Source organism: Streptomyces sp. NBC_01268 (assembly GCF_036240795.1).
Lineage (GTDB): Bacteria > Actinomycetota > Actinomycetes > Streptomycetales > Streptomycetaceae > Streptomyces.
In genome coordinates, this window is sequence record NZ_CP108454.1 from 4,770,158 (window position 1) to 4,786,504 (window position 16,347).

Here is a 16,347-nt window from a genome sequence, read left to right on the forward strand (position 1 = left end):
CCGATGCGGTGGCTCCGGGCCCGGGAATGCGCGCCGCTCGCGCCCCGCGGAGGCGCTGTGCGCGCCCCTGTTCGACTCCCCGCAGCGTGCGTCGCACAGTATGGACCATGCGTACTCCTTCGCGCTGGAATATGCCCGAAGCGCTTGTTGCGGTGACTGTACGTCAACCATGCTGTCTCGCAAGGGAATCACGTTCTGTAAGGACGCTGATGGCTGTGAGGCGCGAGGCGATGTGTCCGCCGGTTCGGATGGTGTGAACGGTGCAGGTGCTTCAGGTTCAGTTGGAGGTCGGAGCCGATCCGGCCGAGGTGGGACGAGCCCGGCGATGGGCGCGGTCGCGGCTGGCGGGATCGGGGATAGGGGACGACGAGCCGCTGGCGGACACGCTGGTGCTGCTCATCTCCGAGCTGGTCACCAACGCCGTGGTCCACACGGGCTGCCCGGCCGTGCTGCGGATGCTGTTCGGCAGGGGCGGGGTGCGGGTCGAGGTCGCCGACACGAGCGAACGCCCGCCGAAGCCCCGGCACGCGGAGGGCGAGGACACCAACGGGCGTGGCCTGGAGCTGGTCGACGGGCTCGCCGACCGGTGGGGCTGGCAGCGCGAGGGTGCGGGCAAGAGCATCTGGTGCGAGGTGGACCGGGCCCCGGGCGCGGGTCCCGTCGCGCAGGGCTCACCCGCCCGGGTGCACTGTTGACGGTTCGTGGCGAATTGATCACCCTTGGGTGAGCGATTCGTACGGCGAGGGGAGTCGAGGGGCGTCCCGCCCCTCGACGAGCGCGGGTCGTGACGGGTGGCGGCGTTCGTGCCGTGCTCGGGGCGCGCGCGAGTGCGCCGCCACCCACACCCTCCCGCGCGGGCCCGGGCCACCGGGCCCGGATCGGGCGCCCCGGTTCAGGGGGCCCGGTTCAGGGGGTCCGGTTCAGAGGACGGCCACCGGTGCCACGGGTGTGCCGGTGCCGCCCACGAACGGCTCGGGCATCGCCGAGAGCAGGAACGCGTACCGCCGCTCTTGTGCACAGGCTGTGGACAGTTCCTCCAGGTTCCAGTTCTGCCCCTGGAGCATGCCCATCTCGACCAGGTCGAGGGCGTGCACGGGCAGCCACAGGTTCTCGATCTCCGGCGGGAAGATCTCGAAGGTGAGCGTGTCGTTGGCGACCGCCGCCACGTCCCGGGCGTGGAACCACTCGGGCGTGCGCACGGACAGCCCCGGTGAAGGGAACGCGTACCCGTGCCGGTCCCCGGCCAGGTAGACCTGGATCTGCCCGGTCCGTACGAGCACGATGTCACCCGCGCGTACGGTGACCCCGCCGAACTCCGCCGCCTCGTCGAGGTCTTCGGGCGTGACCGCGTGGTCGCCGGGCAGCCGGTCCACGCCCTTGGCGGCGGCCACGTCGAGCAGCACCCCGCGGCTCACCAGGTGCCGGGCGGTGTGGATGCCGCTGAACTGGGAGCGCCCGTGCGGGGTGATGGTGCCGGCGGGCCGCCCGTTGTAGATCCGGCCCGAGTGCGAGACGTGGGTGAGCGCGTCCCAGTGGGTGCCGGCCTGGAGGCCGAGGGTCACGGCGTCGTCGCTGGTGGCGACGGTGCCGGGGCCGAAGAGCTCCTGGTTGACCTGGACCATGACGTGCAGCGGGTTGACCCGGCCGGGGATCATGCCGGTCTGCACCCCGTCCTGTTCGAGGGCGACGGCCAGGGGCACGCGGCGGCCGGTGCGGACGGTGGCGGCGGCCTCGCGGACCACCTCGTCGGTGATCAGGTTGAGGGTGCCGATCTCGTCGTCCCGGCCCCAACGGCCCCAGTTGTTGACGCGCTTGGCGATCTCGTGGAATTCCGGCGGAAGAGCACTGGGCGAAGACATCGGGCCTCCGGGGTCTTGTTTTCCGGTATCTGACGGGCCGTAGAATCCTGACGACGAAAGAATCTAACGGACCGTCAGAAACCGCGGGAAGGGGCCGGGCGTGGGGAACTTCTTGGCAGGGAAGGTCGTCGCCGTGACAGGCGCGGGGAGGGGGATCGGCCGCGCGGTCGCCCTCGCCTGCGCGGCGGAGGGCGCGAAGGTCGTCGTCAACGACTACGGGGTCTCCATCGAGGGCGGCGAGCCGACCAGCGAGGTCGCCGAGTCCGTCGTCAAGGAGATCGAGGCGGTCGGCGGGGCGGCCGTCGCCGTCGCCGACGACATCTCGACGATGGCGGGCGGGCAGCGGATCGTCGATGTGGCGCTCGCCGAGTACGGGCGCATCGACGGCGTCGTGTGCGTGGCCGGCATCCTGCGCGAGCGGATGCTCTTCAACATGTCCGAGGAGGAGTGGGACCCCGTCGTCGCCACCCACCTCAAGGGCACCTTCACCGTCTTCCGGGCCGCCTCCGCGGTCATGCGCCGCCAGGGGAGCGGCACCCTCGTCGGCTTCACCAGCGGCAACCACCAGGGCTCCGTCGCCCAGGCCAACTACTCGGCGGCCAAGGGCGGCATCATCTCGCTGGTCCGCTCGGCGGCGCTCGGCCTCCACAAGTACGGCGTCACGGCCAACGCCGTCGCGCCGGTGGCGCGCACCCGGATGTCGGCCAACGTGCCGATGGAGCTCAAGGAGATCGGCGAGCCGGAGGACGTGGCCGCGCTCGTCGTCTACCTGCTCTCCGACCGGGCCAGGGCCGAGAAGATCACCGGCCAGGTCTACACGATCGCCGGCCCCAAGATCGCCGTCTGGGCCCAGCCCCGCGAGCTGCGCGCCGGCTACGCGGAGGGTGGCGCCTGGACCCCGGACCGGATCGCCGACTTCCTCCCGGGCACCGTCGGCACCGATCCGATGCCGATGCTCCAGCAACTGGAGGAGATGGCGCGCGCCGCGGCCGCCGGGGACCGCCCCAACTCACTTAAGGAGAACGGGTCATGAGGGGTGTCGTCTTCGACGGGAAGCAGGTCCGGGTCGTCGACGACCTGGAGGTCCGCGACCCCGGGCCCGGCGAGGTGCTGGTCGGCATCGCGGCGGCCGGGCTGTGCCACAGCGACCTGTCGGTCGTCGACGGCACCATCCCCTTCCCCGCCCCGGTCGTCCTCGGCCACGAGGGCGCCGGGATCGTCGAGGCGGTCGGCCCCGGCGTCACCCATGTCGTGCCCGGCGACCACGTGGCCCTGTCCACCCTCGCCAACTGCGGGGCGTGCGCCGACTGCGACCGGGGGCGCCCGACGATGTGCCGCAAGGCCATCGGGATGCCCGGGCAGCCGTTCTCCCGCGGCGGGCAGCCGCTGTTCCAGTTCGCGTCGAACTCCTCCTTCGCGGAGAAGACCGTCGTGAAGGCCGTCCAGGCCGTGAGGATCCCCACCGGGATCCCGCTGACCTCCGCCGCCCTGATGGGCTGTGGCGTCCTCACCGGCGTCGGCGCCGTCCTCAACCGGGCCAGGGTCGACCGCGGCGAGACCGTCGTCGTCATCGGCACCGGCGGCATCGGCCTCAACGTCCTCCAGGGCGCCCGGATCGCGGGCGCCACGACGATCGTCGCGGTCGACACCAACCCGGCCAAGGAGCCGGTGGCCCTCGACTTCGGCGCGACCCACTTCCTCACCTCGGCCGACGCGGTTCGGGAGATCCTGCCCACCGGCGCGGACCACGTCTTCGAGTGCGTGGGCCACACCGGACTCGTCCGCACGGCGATCGACCTGCTCGACCGGCACGGCCAGGCCGTCCTGCTCGGCATGACCGCCCCGAAGTCCGAGGCGACCTTCCTGCCGGCCGCGATGTTCCTGGACAAGTCGATCCTGGGATGCCGCTACGGCTCCTCCCGCCCCCAGAAGGACATCGCCCTCTACGCCGACCTCTACCTCTCCGGCCGTCTCCTCCTCGACGAGCTCGTCACGGCGACGTACCCGGTGGAGGACTTCGCGCGGGCGGTGGAGGACGCGGAGCAGGGGAAGGTGGCGCGGGGGGTGCTGACCTTCTGACCGCGGGGCGTGGCCCCTGACCGTCGGGCGCGGCCTTCCGGCGCGGGCCCCGGCCCGCCGGCCGGTCAGCCCACCGCGCCGGCCGCCCGGAAGGTGCGCCGGTAGGCCGTGGGGGTCACGCCGATCGCCGACTGGAGGTGCACCCGGAGCGACTGGGCCGTGCCGAAGCCCGAGGCGTGGGCGATCTGGTCGATCGGGAGGTCGGTGGATTCCAGGAGGTGGCGGGCGCGTTCGACGCGCTGCTGGGTGAGCCACTGGCCGGGGCTCACGCCGGCCTCCTCGCGGAAGCGGCGGGTGAAGGTCCGCACGCTCATGGACTCCCGGACCGCCAGGTCCCGCAGCTGGATCGGCTCGTGGAGGTGGGCGAGGGCCCAGGCGCGGGCCGTGGTGGTGGTCGAGGTCCCGGTCTCCGGCACCGGCCGCGCGATGTACTGGGCCTGCCCGCCGTCCCGGTGCGGGGGCACGACCGTGCGCCGGGCCACGTCGTTGGCGACGCCCGCGCCGTGGTCGCGGCGCACGATGTGCAGGCACAGGTCGATCCCGGCGGCGACGCCGGCCGAGGTCAGCACGTCGCCGTCGTCCACGAAGAGGACGTCCGCGTCGACCCGCACCCGGGGGAACAGGCGCTGGAAGTGCTCGGCGGAGGCCCAGTGGGTGGTGGCCGGGCGCCCGTCGAGGTAGCCGGCGGCGGCCAGCACGTACCCGCCGGTGCAGATCGCGACGAGCCGGGTGCCGGGCCGGACGTGCGCGAGCGCCGCCGCGAGCTCGGGGGGCAGGCGGCCCTCGTCGTAGACCGGGCCGAGCTCGTACGAGGCGGGGACGACGACCGTGTCGGCGGTGCCGAGGATCTCGGGGCCGTGCTCGACGTGCACCGCGAAGTCGGCGTCGGTCCGGACCGGTCCGGCGGCCGTCGCGCAGGTGACGATCTCGTACAGCGGCCGTCCCCCGGGGTCCTTGGCGCGGCCGAAGATCCGGTGCGGGATGCCCAGTTCGAAGGGGAGCAGTCCGGGCAGGGCGAGGACGGCGACCCGGTGCGGACGCTTGCTGTTCAAGGCTCGCTCTCTTCCTCCGAAATACAGTGGTGGTCCAGACCAGTCCACTGGTACGTCTGTGTGCTCGTGACGGACAACACGCACAAGTCTGAGGCCGACGGACGGATTCCCGTACCCGTAGAGCCGCCCGCACCCGCCGGGGGCCTCCCCGCCCCCACCGAGCCCCCCGCTCTCTGGAACCGTAACTTCCGCCTCTTCTTCGTCGCCCGCGCGGTCGCCGTGTTCGGCGAGGGCATGGTCCCGGTCGCCTTCGCCGCCGGACTCATCGGCGCAGGTCACTCCGGCTCCACCGTCGGCTACGCGCTCGGTCTGTGGACCGCGTCCTTCGCCGTCTTCGTGCTCTTCGGCGGCGTCCTCGCGGACCGTTTCACCGCGCGGCGCATGATGATCGTCGCCGACCTCCTGCGGCTGCCCGGCGCCGTGCTCCTCGGGGTCACCTTCGCGCTCGGCAGCCCGCCGCTGTGGGCCGTGTACGCGCTGTCCGCCGTCAGCGGCGTCGGTGCCGCCCTGTTCCAGCCGGGCGTCGCGTCCACGATCCCCCGCATCGCCCCCGACGTGCAGCGGGCCAACGCGGTGCTCCGGGTCGTGGAGGCGCTGATGACCATGGCGGGCCCGGCCGCCGCCGGTCTGCTCGTCGCCCTGTGGAACGCCGGTGCGGCCTTCGCCGTCAACGGCGCGGCCTTCGCGGTCAGTGCCGTCTGCTTCACCCTGATGCGGATCGCGCCGGTCCCCTCCGACGGGATCCGGCGCGGCTCGATGGCCTCCGAACTCGCGCTCGGCTGGCGCGAGTTCCGCGCCCGCAGCTGGCTGTGGGGGGTCATCGCCATCTGGACGGTGTACGGGCTGACCGTCGCGGGCCCGATGGTGCCGCTCACCGCGAGCCTGGTGACCGAGCAGCACGGCTCGGCGACGTACGGCGTGCTGATGGCCGTCAACGGCGCGGGCAGCGCCGTCGGCGGCCTGCTCGCCCTCCGGCTCCGCCCGGTCCGCCCGCTGGCCGCCGGCGCGGTCGCGCTGCTCGGCCTCCCGGTGAACCTGCTGCTGCTCGGCACCGGCGCGGCCGTGCCGCTGCTGTACGCGGGCCAGTTCGTCGGCGGCGCGGCCTTCGCCTTCTGGCTGGTGATGTGGTCGACGGCGGTCCAGACGCACGTCCCGCAGGACGCGCTGAACCGGATGCACGCGTACGACGTGGCCGGGTCGCTGCTGATGATGGGCGTCGGCCGGACGCTGTCGGGCCCGGTGGCGGCGGTGGTCGGCGCGGAACAGGTGCTGCTGGCCGGCGCGGGGATCGCGGTGCTGGTGGTGACGGCGCTGCTGCTGGTGCGCCCGATCAGGACGCTGCCGAGGCTGTAGCCCGCGCCCCGGCGCTTGGCCCGATCCGTTGGAAACACGTCCTTCGGGCCAATGGTGGCGGGGCCCCGGTGGCCGGATCCTGTATGACGTGACCCAGTCAATCGAGACGGCCGAGACCGCAGAGTCCCCCGAGCCCGCAGCGTCCCCCGCCCCCCGCCCCGCTCCCGCCCCCCGCGTGCACCGCGCCTGGTTCGTCGCGGCCGTCACCTTCGTCACGATCATCGGGGCGGCGGCCTTCGCGTCGCTGCCCGGTCTGCTCATCGAGCCGCTGCACGGCGAGTTCCGGTGGTCGCGCGGCACGATCGGCTTCGCGGTCTCCGTGAACCTCGCGCTGTACGGCCTGACGGCGCCGTTCGCGGCGGCGCTGATGGACCGCTTCGGCATCCGGAAGGTCGTCGCGGTCGCCCTGACGGTCATCGCGGCCGGCTCGGTCCTCACCGTGTGGATGACGGCGGCCTGGCAGCTGGTCCTGTTCTGGGGCGTCCTCGTCGGCCTCGGCAGCGGCTCCATGGCCCTGGCGTTCGCCGCGACGGTCACCAACCGCTGGTTCGTCGCGCGCCGCGGCCTGGTCACCGGCATCCTGACCGCGGCCGGCGCCTCGGGCCAGCTGGTCTTCCTGCCGCTGCTGTCCTGGCTGGTCGAGCACCACGGCTGGCGCCCCGCCGCCGTCACGGTCGCGCTGGCCGCGCTCGCGGTGGTGCCCTTCGTCTGGCTGCTGCTGCGCGACCACCCGGCGGACGTGGGCCTGGCCCCGTACGGCGGGGAGTACGCCGCGAAGCCCGCCCCGGTCACGGGCGCGGCCCGCCGCGCGCTCACCGTCCTGTTCAAGGCGGCCCGCACCGGCCCCTTCTGGCTCCTGGCCGGCACCTTCGCGATCTGCGGCGCCTCCACCAACGGCCTGGTGAAGACCCACTTCGTGCCCGCCGCCCACGACCACGGCATGCCGGTGACCGCGGCGGCCGGACTGCTCGCCGTGATCGGCGTCTTCGACGTGGTCGGCACGATCGCCTCGGGCTGGTTCACCGACCGGTTCGAGGCCCGCCGCCTCCTGGCCGTCTACTACGCCCTGCGCGGCGTCTCGCTGCTCTTCCTGCCGATGCTGCTGGCGCCGGCCGTGCACCCGCCGATGCTGTTCTTCATCGTCTTCTACGGCCTCGACTGGGTCGCCACGGTCCCGCCGACCATCGCCCTGTGCCGCGAGCACTACGGCGAGGACAGCGCCATCGTCTTCGGCTGGGTCCTCGCCTCCCACCAGGTGGGTGCCGCCGTCATCGCCTTCGCCGGCGGGGTCGCCCGCGACGTCTTCGGCTCCTACGACGTCGTCTGGTACGCCTCCGGCGCCCTGTGCGCGGCGGCGGCCCTGATGGCCCTCGTCATCCGGCGGCCCGTCGCTACGCGCTGAACCGCCCGAACCGCCCCCGGTGGAACAGCAGCGGGTCGGCCGTGCCGTCCGTGGCGCCGAGGGACTCGACGCGGCCGACCACGATCAGGTGGTCGCCGCCCGTGTGCACGGTGGTGATCGTGCAGTCGAGCCAGGCCGGGGCGTCCGGCAGCCGCGGGGAGCCGGTGGCCGGGGCGGGGGTCCAGTCGACGCCGGCGAACTTGTCGGCGCCGCTCACCGCGAAGGCCCGGCACAGCTCGCCCTGGTCGGCGCCGAGGATGTTGACGCAGAAGCGGCCCGCGCGGGCGATCCGGGGCCAGGTCGTCGAGGTGCGGGCGACCATGAAGGCGATCAGCGGCGGGTCGAGGGAGAGCGACGCGAAGGACTGGCAGGCGAAGCCCGCCGGGCCTTCCGCGTCCAGGGCCGTCACGATCGTGACCCCGCTCGCGAAGTGCCCGAGCACGCGCCGGAACTCGGCGGGGTCGACCGACAGGCGTTCGTCGTCCCGCACGGCGCGCAGCGCGGGGCGGGGCAGGGGTTCCACGGCCGTGGGCGCACCGGCCGACCTGAGGTATCGGACGGCGGTGGCCGCCATCCCAGCGTGTCCCATCACGTCGCCCATTGAAGCTGACGGAGCGTCAGATGAGAAGCCCCGCGGCTCAGTCGGACCCGCCCACCGCCGCCTCGTAGGCGAGCAGGGTGTCCACGAAGAGGCGGCGCTGCTCCGCCGTCAGCGGGGCGAGGGCCGTGCGCCAGGCCGTGGCGCCCGGGGCCAGCCAGGCGGTGATGGCTGGGGTGTGCGCGTCGGTGATCCGGACGATCCGGCGGCGCCGGTCCCGCTCGTCCTCGCGCCGCTCCAGGACGCCCTTCCGGCTCAGGTCGCCCACGAGCAGGCTGACCGTGGTCGGTGCGACCTCCAGCCGGGCGGCGAGCTCGTTCACGGACATCGCCCCGTCGAAGAGGAGCAGTGCGAGCAGGGAGAGGTGGCGCGGGGCCAGGTCGAGGGAGCGCAGCGGTTCGGGCACCGGGATCCGCTTGGCCCGGCCGACCAGGCGGGGCATGAGCAGCAGCAGCTCGCGGACGGTGTCGTCGGCGTTCTCGGGCATGCGGCGGCGGCCTCCCTCATTTACCTTTGAGTGCAAAGGTGTTTTACTGGCAAAGCTAAACCCCCTTCATCGTACGGAGGTTGGTCCGCCATGCCGCACTTCACCCTGCACATCCGTGAGGAGACCCTCGACGGCACCGTCGAGGCCCCGCTGATCCGCGCCCTCACCGATGCCGTCGGCTCGGTCTTCGGCGCGGGCTTCGCCCGGCTCGTCGGCGTCGACCTGATCGGCGTCCCGCGGCACCGCCGTGGCGTCGGCGGTGTCCCGAGCGACGCGCACGGGCCGCACGTCACCCTCAGCATGCGCGAGGCCGCCTACCACCTCGCCGAGGTCCCCGACGCCCCTGCCCGCCTCGTCGCCGCCACGACGGACGCCCTCGCCGGGGTGCTCGGCGAGGGCGTGCGCGGTCAGGTCATCGTGACGATCGTGGGCGTCCCGGACGGGCGTACGGGCGTGGCGGGCGCGGTCGCGTAGCCCCCGGCGGCGAGGGTCACCGCCCCTCGTACGCCGGCGTCCGCCGCTCCACGAAGGCCGCCACGCCCTCCTGCGCGTCCCGCGTGGTCATGCAGAGCTCCTGGGCGTCCGCCTCCGCCGCGAAGGCGGACGCCCGGTCGCCGTCCAGGGACGCGTTCACCAGGCGCTTGGTGAGGGCCAGGGCCCGGGTCGGGCCCTGGGCCAGGCGTTCGGCCCACTCGCGGGCCGTCTTCTCCAGCTCCTCCGCCGGCACCACCCGGTTCACCAGGCCCATCGCCCGCGCCTCCGCCGCCGGCACGGCGTCGCCGAAGAACATCAGCTCCTTCGCCCGCTGCGGGCCGACCAGGCGCGGCAGCAGGTACGCCCCGCCGCCGTCCGGCACGATCCCGCGCCGGGCGAACACCTCCACGAACTTCGCCGGCTCGGCCGCCAGCACCAGGTCGCAGGCGAACGCCAGGTGCGCCCCGATCCCGGCGGCCGTCCCGTTCACCGCCGCGATCACCGGCTTCTCGCAGTCCATGACGGCCGCGATGAAGCGCTGGGCGCCCCCGCGGATCATCCGGGCCACGTCGCCCTGGACCCGCCCCCCGTCCCCCGGGGACGCGGGCGGCCCGCCGCGCAGGTCCGCGCCCGCGCAGAAGCCGCGGCCGGTGGCCGTGATCACCACGGCCCGGACGCCGGGGTCGGCGGACGCGTCCGCGAGGAGCGCGATGATCCGTTCCCGCTGGTCCCAGGTGACGGCGTTCATCGCCTCGGGCCGGTTGAGCGTGATCCACGAGACGCCGTTCTCGACGGCGTGCAGGACGTCCGACATGTTCTCCCCTCCGGAGGGCGACTACCGGCACACCGCGAGCGCGTCCAGGGCCACGGCCCCCTGCCCCCGCGGCAGCACCATCAACGGGTTGATGTCCAGCTCGGCGAGGTCGCCGTCCAGTTCGAGGGCCATCCGCTGCACCCGCAGCACCACCTCCACCAGCGCGTCCACATCGGCCGGCGGCGCCCCCCGCACCCCGTCGAGCAGGGCCCGCCCGCGCAGTTCGCCGAGCATGTCCCGGGCCTCCCGCTCGCCGAACGGGGGCACCCGTACGGCCGCGTCGTTCAGGACCTCCACCAGGACGCCGCCGAGCCCGACCGTGACCGTCGGCCCGAAGAGGCGGTCGTGGGTCACGCCCACCACCATCTCGACGCCGCGCGGCACCATCTGGCAGACCAGGACGCCGTCCAGGTCGATGCCCTCGTAGCGGGCGATGTCGGTGAGTTCGCGGTACGTGTCGCGGATCTGGCTCGCCGAGGTCAGCCCGACCTTCACCAGGCCCAGCTCCGTCTTGTGGGCGAGCTGCGGGCCCGAGGCCTTCATGACGACCGGGTAGCCGACCAGGCCGGCCGCCCGTACGGCCGCCGCCGCGCTGGTCACCAGCTGCTCGCGCGGCACCCGGATCCCGTACGCCCGCAGCAGCTGCTTCGCCGCGTGCTCGCTCAGCCGGTGGCCGGGCCGCATCAGGGCCTGCGCCTTGCGGAAGGAGGGGGACGGGGTGCGCGGGGCCTCGTCGAAGGGGGAGCGGTAGCCGGTGGTGAAGCGGTGGTGGTCGAGGTAGGCCTTGACGGCGCCGATGCAGTTGCCGAAGGTGCGGAAGGTGGCGACCCGCGAGGAGCCGAGCAGGGTGGTGCGGTAGGCGTCCTCGGTGCCGACCGGCGACCCCCACACCACGCAGACCAGCTTGTCGGTCTGCTCGGCCGCGTCCACCAGGTCCTGCGCCAGCTTGTCGCTCATCGGCGGGAAGGGCCCGGTGATGGGACAGATCAGGACCCCGACCCCGGGGTCGGCGAGGATCGCGTCGATGATCTTCCGGCCGCGCCAGTCGCCGACCGGGTGCCCGCCGTTGTCGACGGGGTTGGCCACGCTCAGGTACTCGGGGATCCACTGGTGCAGCTCGTCCTGCTTCGCCTCGGACAGGGTCGGCAGGGTGAGCCCGGCCGCCGTCGCCAGGTCGGAGAAGTGGGCGCCGGTGCCGCCGGAGATCGAGTAGACGACGACGCCGTCCGCGACCGGCTTGCGGGCGCGGGCGAGCAGCGCGGCGGTGTCCTGGAGCTGGTCGAGCCCGTCGACCCGGATCACGCCGAACTGGCGCATGGCCGCGTCGACGACCTGGTCCGCGCCGGTCAGCTTGCCGGTGTGGGAGGCGGCCATCCGGGCCCCGGCCTCGGTGCGGCCCACCTTGACCGCGACGACGGGCACCCCGCGCCGGGCGGCCTGGTCGGCGGCGAGCAGGAAGGAGCGGCCGTCCTTGAGTCCCTCCACGTAGCAGGCGATGGCGCCGACCTCGGGCCGGTGCGCGAAGTACGAGAGGAAGTCGGCGGTCTCCAGGTCGGCCTCGTTGCCGGTGGGCGCCCAGTGGGAGAGCCGGACGCCCAGCTCCTGCATGGTGAAGACGGGCCGGCCCTGGTGCCCGGACTGGGTGATGAGCGCGACGGCGGGCCCGTCCAGGTCCTCGCGGAAGCGCTCGAAGGCGTTGAGGTTGGTGTTGGGGCCGAGCAGGCGCAGCCCCGAGCGGCCGACGGCGGCCGCGAGGCGTTCCTGCGCGGCGGCGCCCGCCTCGCCGGTCTCGGCGAAGCCGGACGCGAAGGCGACGGCGAACCGCACCTTGGCCTCGGCCAGTTGCTCGACGACCGGCAGCGGGTCGGCGACCAGGAGCACGGCGAGGTCGACGTTCACGCCGAGGGTGCCGAGCTCGGCGACCGAGGGGACGCAGTCGATGCCGAACACGGAGGTCCGGGTCGGGTGCACCGGCACCACCCGGGCGCCGACCCGCCCGGCCCAGTCGAGGAGCTGGCGGGTGATCCCGGTGTTGGGCCGACCCTCGGCGTCGGAGGCCCCGACGACGGCCACCACCTCGGGCCGGAAGAACCGGTCGAGCTCGGGCACGGGCGCGTGCAGGGGCCGCCCGCTGACGTCCCTGTCGCCCTCGACGGCGGTGACGCCGTGCACCGCGACCCGGGTGGGCTGCTCGCCGCAGGCGACGACGCGTGCGCGGAGGTCCGTGGTGAAGGTGCCGTGAGTCGATCCAAGCATCGTGGTAGCTCCGCCCGTCCGTTACCTCATCCCTGACGCATAGTCAGATTACAGAACTGACGGGGAGTCAGGAATGGCCGTGCAGCTACCTCTCGCGGGCGGACCCCGGCCGGCCGGCCGTCCGAGCGGTCCGCGCCCCGGTCCTGGCGATCCGCCGGGCGATCCGCTCGGCGTCGAGCGCCATCTCCCGGAACATCCCGCTGATCGGGTTGGTGAACCCCGTGAAGTAGAGCCCCGGCGCCCCCTCCGGGCACTTCGCTCCCCCCGTCACCGGCCGCCCGCGCCCGTCGAGCACGCCGAGGTGTCCGAGCAGCGGCTCCAGGGCCCGCTCGTACCCGGTGGCGGCGATCACCGCGTCCGGGGTGATCCGCGACCCGTCGGCGAGCACGACCTCCGCCCCGTCGAAGGAGTCCACGGCGGCGACCGGCTCCACCGTCCCCGCCCTGACGGCGGCGACCAGTCCCACGTCCTGCACCGGGATCGCGCCCTGGCGCACCCGGGAGTAGAGCCCGCCCTCGGGCCGGGGGATCCCGTACGCCGAGAGGTCGGCGGTCATGAACCGCCCGAGCAGCCCCGTGAGCCGGTCCACCAGGCCCACCGGGAGGCGCCGCACGAGGATGCCGTTGCGCTGGCTGGGCCAGCCGGCCGTGGAGCGCCGGACGATGTACGGGGCGGTGCGCACCGCGAGCCGCACCCGGGCGGCGCCGCCCTCCGCGAGGTCCGCCGCGATCTCGGCGCCGGTGTTGCCGACGCCGACGACGAGGACGTCGCGGCCCTCGTACGGCGAGGGGTTGCGGTAGGCGCTCGCGTGGAGGAGCTCCCTCTCGCGGCGGTACGTGCCGACGCCGGGCCAGTCCGGGACGCGGGGCGTGTGGTTGAAGCCGGTGGCGACGACCACGGCGGAGCCGACGAGCCGCCGCCCGCCGGTGGCGTGCAGCACCCACTCCCCGCCGTCCGCGCCCTTCTCGACCCGGTCGACCTCGACCCCGGTCACGATCTCCAGGTCGTGCACCTCGGCGTACTTCTCCAGGTACCGGACCACGTCCGCGCGGGCCACCCAGCGCCCGAAGGAGCGGGGGATCTTCAGGCCGGGCAGGGCGGAGAGGCGACGGGTGGTGTGCAGCCGCAGCCGGTCGTAGTGGGTGCGCCAGGAGGCGCCGACGGCCTCCGACTTCTCCAGCACGACGGCCCGTACGCCCTTCTCGCGCAGGGCGGCGGCGACGGCGAGTCCGCCGGGTCCGCCGCCGATGACGTAGACGGGGTGGCTCGGGGGGGTGGTCATGAACGCTGAGCGTAATGACGCGTACACGCAATGGGTCTCGGTCAAGAGGGGGTTCGGTTGCGAATCGATCACGCGTGCAGAGGTCTTGCGGAGACCGGAGCCGATCCGCTGAACTGACGCCCTGTCAGATTTCCTTCCCGAAGGGCGGCGGGGCACATGCAGACGGTCTGGCTCACGGGCGCCGAATGGCTCGCCGTCCTCCGCATCGGCCTCGGCCTGTGGTGGCTGGAGAGCTGGCGGCACAAGGACAGGAAGGGCTGGTTCGAGCGGGGCACCGGCATCGCCTGGGCGGCGGACGTGGCGGGCAAGCACAAGTGGCCGCCCGTGAAGAAGGGCTTCGACGCCGTCGTCGCCCCCCACCCCAAGCTGATGGCGTACGTGGTCGTCTACGCCGAACTCGCCCTGGGCCTCGGCCTGGTCACCGGCCTGCTCACCCCGGTCGCCCTCGTCGGAGGCCTGCTCCTCAACCTGCTCTACCTCACCCTGATGATCCACGACTGGGCCGAGCAGGGGCAGAACGCGATGATGGCGCTGATCTCCCTGGTCGCCCTCTTCGCCGTGTCCTGGCAGACCTGGTCCCTCGACCACGCGATCGGACTCTTCTGATGACGGCCACCCCGGATGTCGACGCCTTCACCCGCACCTACTGGGACGCCGCAGCCGAAGGCCGCCTCCTGCTGCGCCACTGCACCGCCTGCGACCGCGCCCACCACTACCCGCGCGAGTTCTGCCCGCACTGCTGGAGCGAATCCGTCGAATGGCGCCCGTCCCCGGGCCGCGCCACCCTCTACACCTGGTCCGTCGTCCACAGCAACGACCTCCCGCCCTTCGGCGACCGCGTCCCGTACGTGGCCGCGGTCGTCGACCTCGCCGAGGGCCCCCGCATGATGACGGAGATCGTCGACTGCGCGGAGGCCGACCTGCGCGTCGGCATGGACCTGGACGTCGCCTTCCGCGCGGAGGGCGACGTCCAGGTGCCGGTGTTCAGGCCCCGACGGTCGTGACCTGCCGGCCGCAGAGTTTCGTCATGTCGTCGACGTCGGACGTGACGACGATCCGGGGGCCGGGGTAGCCGAGGGCTGTGGCGGCGACGACGGAGTCGATCGCGTACTTGTGGCCGTGCAGATTCGCGTGGCGCAGGAGGTCGAGGGCTCGCCAGGTGATGTCGTCGGTGACGGGGACGACCTCCAGGCGGGAGACCTCCCACCGGAGGCGGTCCATGCGCCGCCGGGGGTTCCAGGCCTCCAGGAGTGTCAGGTTGCTGAGGGCGACCAGTGTGTCCTTGGACTGGGCGGTCCGCACCAGGCCGACGATCCTGGGGTCGTTCTCCATGTACTTGCTCAGCCCCTGGGAGTCGAGGAGCAGGATGCCATGGGCTAACCGGCTTCGCGTGCCCGCCACGGCGCCCCCTCCTCGGTCTCCGGCTGGGCGGCCTGCTCCGCGGCTGCCTGGGTCTCGGCCTCACGGAAGACCGCGGCGGCCCAGTCCTGGATCTCCTGGCTGGGAGGGCCGATCTCGGCCTCCTTGGCCCGGAGGGACTCCTCCAGCAGATCCCGCTGTATCTGCCGCTCGACCGCTGCGCTGACGTACGCCGAGAACCCGCGCGCGCCCACCCGCGCCTTCACCGCCGCGATGCGACCGGTCGGCATGGAAACGCTGACCTTCTGAGCGGGGCCCTCGTCGGGCCCGTACTCCGCCTGGGACTCCATGAGGCCGAGAGTAGCAAAGCGAGTAGCAAAGTGAGTGGTAAATCAGGACCGGATCCGCTCCACCGGAATCCACAGCTGCGAGTCCGTCGGCGTGCCGATCTCCACCGGCAGGGTCCGCAGCAGCTCCGGGCCGGGGCGGCTCGTGTACGGGTTGGAGGGGAACCACTGGGTGAAGACGTCCCGCCAGAGTTCCTGGAGGGCACTCGGGTAGGGCCCGTGGTCGTCGAAGACCGCCCAGGTCCCGGCCGGCACGTCGAGGGCGTCCAGCTCCTCGGCGGCCGCCCCGGGGCCGGCGACGACGCCGATCCAGTAGTCCAGCTCGGTGCCCTCCTCCCGGCTGTCGCTCAGGTGGACCGCCGCCGACAGGACGCCCTCCGGCTCCCCGCCGGCCAGCTCCTTCATCCGTACGATCGCCCGCTCGTCCAGGCTCGCCACGTGCGCCGCGGCAGCCGCGTTGACCCCTTCGTGGACCAGGGGGATCCGCGCCTTCCTGCCGACGATCCGGAACGCTTCCTTCTCCACGATCCGATACCTCATGGTGCTGCTCCCTTCGACGACGACCCGGAAGGACATCCGCGGCTGCGCCGTCAGCGTCGCCCCGGTGCGCCGGGCCTCGCCCGGCCCGATGCCGTGCACCGACCGGAACGCCCGGGCGAACGCCTCCCCGGAGCCGTAGCCGTACCGCACCGCGACGTCGAGCAGCGTCCGCTCCCCGTCCAGCACCTCGGCCCCGGCCAGCGTCATGCGCCGGCGCCGTACGTACACGGAGAGCGGCATCCCGGCGAGCGCCGAGAACAGGCGCCGGAAGTGGTACTCCGACGTCATCGCGATCCGGGCCGCCTCGGCGACGTCGAGCTCGCGGTCGAGCCGCGTCTCGATGTGGTCGAGCGCCTGGTTCAGCCGATCCAGCACCTTGGGGGTGTCCTTCCCTCTTGACGTCTCCACCGTAGGAAGGACCAGTGTCCCGGGACCCGACAAACCG

The 16,347-nt window shown here is 73.2% G+C and carries 18 protein-coding genes; 8 read left to right on the plus strand and 10 right to left on the minus strand.

The window, feature by feature from the left end; translation table 11 throughout:
* Window positions 1-260 precede the first annotated feature (260 nt).
* The gene (locus OG309_RS21365) at window positions 261-695 is read left to right on the plus strand and encodes an ATP-binding protein (protein ID WP_329423053.1); all 435 of its coding nucleotides are present in this window, start codon (window positions 261-263) and stop codon (window positions 693-695) included.
* A gap of 225 nt (window positions 696-920) precedes the next feature.
* On the opposite strand, the gene OG309_RS21370 is transcribed toward OG309_RS21365, so the two are convergent.
* Entirely contained in the window at window positions 921-1,859 is a 939-nt protein-coding gene (locus tag OG309_RS21370) for a cyclase family protein (protein WP_329423054.1), read from the minus strand.
* A 100-nt stretch (window positions 1,860-1,959) separates the two neighbouring features.
* On the opposite strand from OG309_RS21370, the gene OG309_RS21375 reads away from it, so the two are divergent.
* Both OG309_RS21375 and OG309_RS21380 read left to right on the plus strand, forming a co-directional pair.
* Complete coding sequence (locus OG309_RS21375) at window positions 1,960-2,892, plus strand: SDR family oxidoreductase (protein ID WP_329423055.1); 933 nt, start codon at window positions 1,960-1,962, stop codon at window positions 2,890-2,892.
* The gene (locus OG309_RS21380; protein ID WP_329423056.1) at window positions 2,889-3,938 is read left to right on the plus strand and encodes a Zn-dependent alcohol dehydrogenase; all 1,050 of its coding nucleotides are present in this window, start codon (window positions 2,889-2,891) and stop codon (window positions 3,936-3,938) included. The genes OG309_RS21375 and OG309_RS21380 overlap by 4 nt, the downstream gene beginning before the upstream one ends.
* A 65-nt stretch (window positions 3,939-4,003) precedes the next feature.
* Here the strand turns inward: OG309_RS21380 and OG309_RS21385 are convergent, their stop codons facing one another.
* Complete coding sequence (locus OG309_RS21385; protein WP_329423057.1) at window positions 4,004-4,990, minus strand: GlxA family transcriptional regulator; 987 nt, start codon at window positions 4,988-4,990, stop codon at window positions 4,004-4,006.
* Window positions 4,991-5,050: 60 nt separating this feature from the next.
* Between OG309_RS21385 and OG309_RS21390 the strand changes: the two genes are divergently transcribed.
* Window positions 5,051-6,343 carry an MFS transporter gene (locus OG309_RS21390; protein ID WP_329423058.1) on the plus strand — a complete coding sequence of 431 codons (1,293 nt, stop codon included), beginning with the start codon at window positions 5,051-5,053 and terminating at the stop codon, window positions 6,341-6,343.
* 88 nt (window positions 6,344-6,431) lie between these two features.
* The gene (locus OG309_RS21395; RefSeq protein WP_402544445.1) at window positions 6,432-7,745 is read left to right on the plus strand and encodes an MFS transporter; all 1,314 of its coding nucleotides are present in this window, start codon (window positions 6,432-6,434) and stop codon (window positions 7,743-7,745) included.
* Here the strand turns inward: OG309_RS21395 and OG309_RS21400 are convergent.
* The gene (locus tag OG309_RS21400) at window positions 7,735-8,319 is read right to left on the minus strand and encodes a flavin reductase family protein (RefSeq protein ID WP_329428469.1); all 585 of its coding nucleotides are present in this window, start codon (window positions 8,317-8,319) and stop codon (window positions 7,735-7,737) included. The two genes, OG309_RS21395 and OG309_RS21400, sit on opposite strands and share 11 nt — an antisense overlap.
* 64 nt (window positions 8,320-8,383) lie before the next feature.
* Window positions 8,384-8,830: a MarR family transcriptional regulator gene (locus OG309_RS21405; protein ID WP_329423059.1), complete on the minus strand. Its 447-nt coding sequence runs from the start codon at window positions 8,828-8,830 to the stop codon at window positions 8,384-8,386.
* Between the two features lie 90 nt (window positions 8,831-8,920).
* Here OG309_RS21405 and OG309_RS21410 point away from each other — a divergent pair, with 90 nt between their 5' ends.
* Window positions 8,921-9,304 carry a hypothetical protein gene (locus tag OG309_RS21410; RefSeq protein ID WP_329423060.1) on the plus strand — a complete coding sequence of 128 codons (384 nt, stop codon included), beginning with the start codon at window positions 8,921-8,923 and terminating at the stop codon, window positions 9,302-9,304.
* 16 nt (window positions 9,305-9,320) lie between these two features.
* Here the strand turns inward: OG309_RS21410 and OG309_RS21415 are convergent, their stop codons facing one another.
* From OG309_RS21415 to OG309_RS21425, 3 genes are all read right to left on the minus strand, one after another.
* Window positions 9,321-10,118 (minus strand): enoyl-CoA hydratase/isomerase family protein, encoded by a 798-nt coding sequence (locus tag OG309_RS21415; RefSeq protein WP_329423061.1) that lies wholly within the window; start codon window positions 10,116-10,118, stop codon window positions 9,321-9,323.
* 21 nt (window positions 10,119-10,139) lie between these two features.
* Window positions 10,140-12,374: an acetate--CoA ligase family protein gene (locus OG309_RS21420; protein ID WP_329423062.1), complete on the minus strand. Its 2,235-nt coding sequence runs from the start codon at window positions 12,372-12,374 to the stop codon at window positions 10,140-10,142.
* An 85-nt stretch (window positions 12,375-12,459) separates the two neighbouring features.
* Entirely contained in the window at window positions 12,460-13,656 is a 1,197-nt protein-coding gene (locus OG309_RS21425; protein ID WP_329423063.1) for a flavin-containing monooxygenase, read from the minus strand.
* Window positions 13,657-13,812: 156 nt separating this feature from the next.
* Between OG309_RS21425 and OG309_RS21430 the strand changes: the two genes are divergently transcribed.
* On the plus strand, window positions 13,813-14,262 hold the full coding sequence (locus OG309_RS21430; RefSeq protein WP_329423064.1) for a DoxX family membrane protein: 450 nt from the start codon (window positions 13,813-13,815) through the stop codon (window positions 14,260-14,262).
* Window positions 14,262-14,660, plus strand: a complete 399-nt coding sequence (locus OG309_RS21435) for a Zn-ribbon domain-containing OB-fold protein (RefSeq protein WP_329423065.1) — start codon at window positions 14,262-14,264, stop codon at window positions 14,658-14,660. The genes OG309_RS21430 and OG309_RS21435 overlap by 1 nt, the downstream gene beginning before the upstream one ends.
* Here the strand turns inward: OG309_RS21435 and OG309_RS21440 are convergent.
* The 3 genes from OG309_RS21440 to OG309_RS21450 are packed head-to-tail and all read right to left on the minus strand — an operon-like array spanning window position 14,641 to window position 16,277.
* Window positions 14,641-15,057 (minus strand): PIN domain-containing protein, encoded by a 417-nt coding sequence (locus tag OG309_RS21440; protein ID WP_329423066.1) that lies wholly within the window; start codon window positions 15,055-15,057, stop codon window positions 14,641-14,643. The genes OG309_RS21435 and OG309_RS21440 overlap by 20 nt on opposite strands.
* Complete coding sequence (locus OG309_RS21445; protein ID WP_329423067.1) at window positions 15,033-15,365, minus strand: hypothetical protein; 333 nt, start codon at window positions 15,363-15,365, stop codon at window positions 15,033-15,035. The genes OG309_RS21440 and OG309_RS21445 overlap by 25 nt, the downstream gene beginning before the upstream one ends.
* A 42-nt stretch (window positions 15,366-15,407) precedes the next feature.
* Entirely contained in the window at window positions 15,408-16,277 is an 870-nt protein-coding gene (locus OG309_RS21450; protein WP_329423068.1) for an AraC family transcriptional regulator, read from the minus strand.
* Window positions 16,278-16,347 lie beyond the last annotated feature (70 nt).

Bases quoted from the DNA above. Each gene is read 5' to 3' on its own strand.
- OG309_RS21415 (WP_329423061.1), bottom strand. From the start codon at position 10,118: ATGTCGGACGTCCTGCACGCCGTCGAGAACGGCGTCTCGTGGATCACG.
- OG309_RS21400 (WP_329428469.1), bottom strand. From the start codon at position 8,319: ATGGCGGCCACCGCCGTCCGATACCTCAGGTCGGCCGGTGCGCCCACG.
- OG309_RS21420 (WP_329423062.1), bottom strand. From the start codon at position 12,374: ATGCTTGGATCGACTCACGGCACCTTCACCACGGACCTCCGCGCACGC.
- OG309_RS21410 (WP_329423060.1), top strand. From the start codon at position 8,921: ATGCCGCACTTCACCCTGCACATCCGTGAGGAGACCCTCGACGGCACC.
- OG309_RS21445 (WP_329423067.1), bottom strand. From the start codon at position 15,365: ATGGAGTCCCAGGCGGAGTACGGGCCCGACGAGGGCCCCGCTCAGAAG.
- OG309_RS21380 (WP_329423056.1), top strand. From the start codon at position 2,889: ATGAGGGGTGTCGTCTTCGACGGGAAGCAGGTCCGGGTCGTCGACGAC.
- OG309_RS21435 (WP_329423065.1), top strand. From the start codon at position 14,262: ATGACGGCCACCCCGGATGTCGACGCCTTCACCCGCACCTACTGGGAC.
- OG309_RS21370 (WP_329423054.1), bottom strand. From the start codon at position 1,859: ATGTCTTCGCCCAGTGCTCTTCCGCCGGAATTCCACGAGATCGCCAAG.
- OG309_RS21405 (WP_329423059.1), bottom strand. From the start codon at position 8,830: ATGCCCGAGAACGCCGACGACACCGTCCGCGAGCTGCTGCTGCTCATG.
- OG309_RS21425 (WP_329423063.1), bottom strand. From the start codon at position 13,656: ATGACCACCCCCCCGAGCCACCCCGTCTACGTCATCGGCGGCGGACCC.
- OG309_RS21430 (WP_329423064.1), top strand. From the start codon at position 13,813: ATGCAGACGGTCTGGCTCACGGGCGCCGAATGGCTCGCCGTCCTCCGC.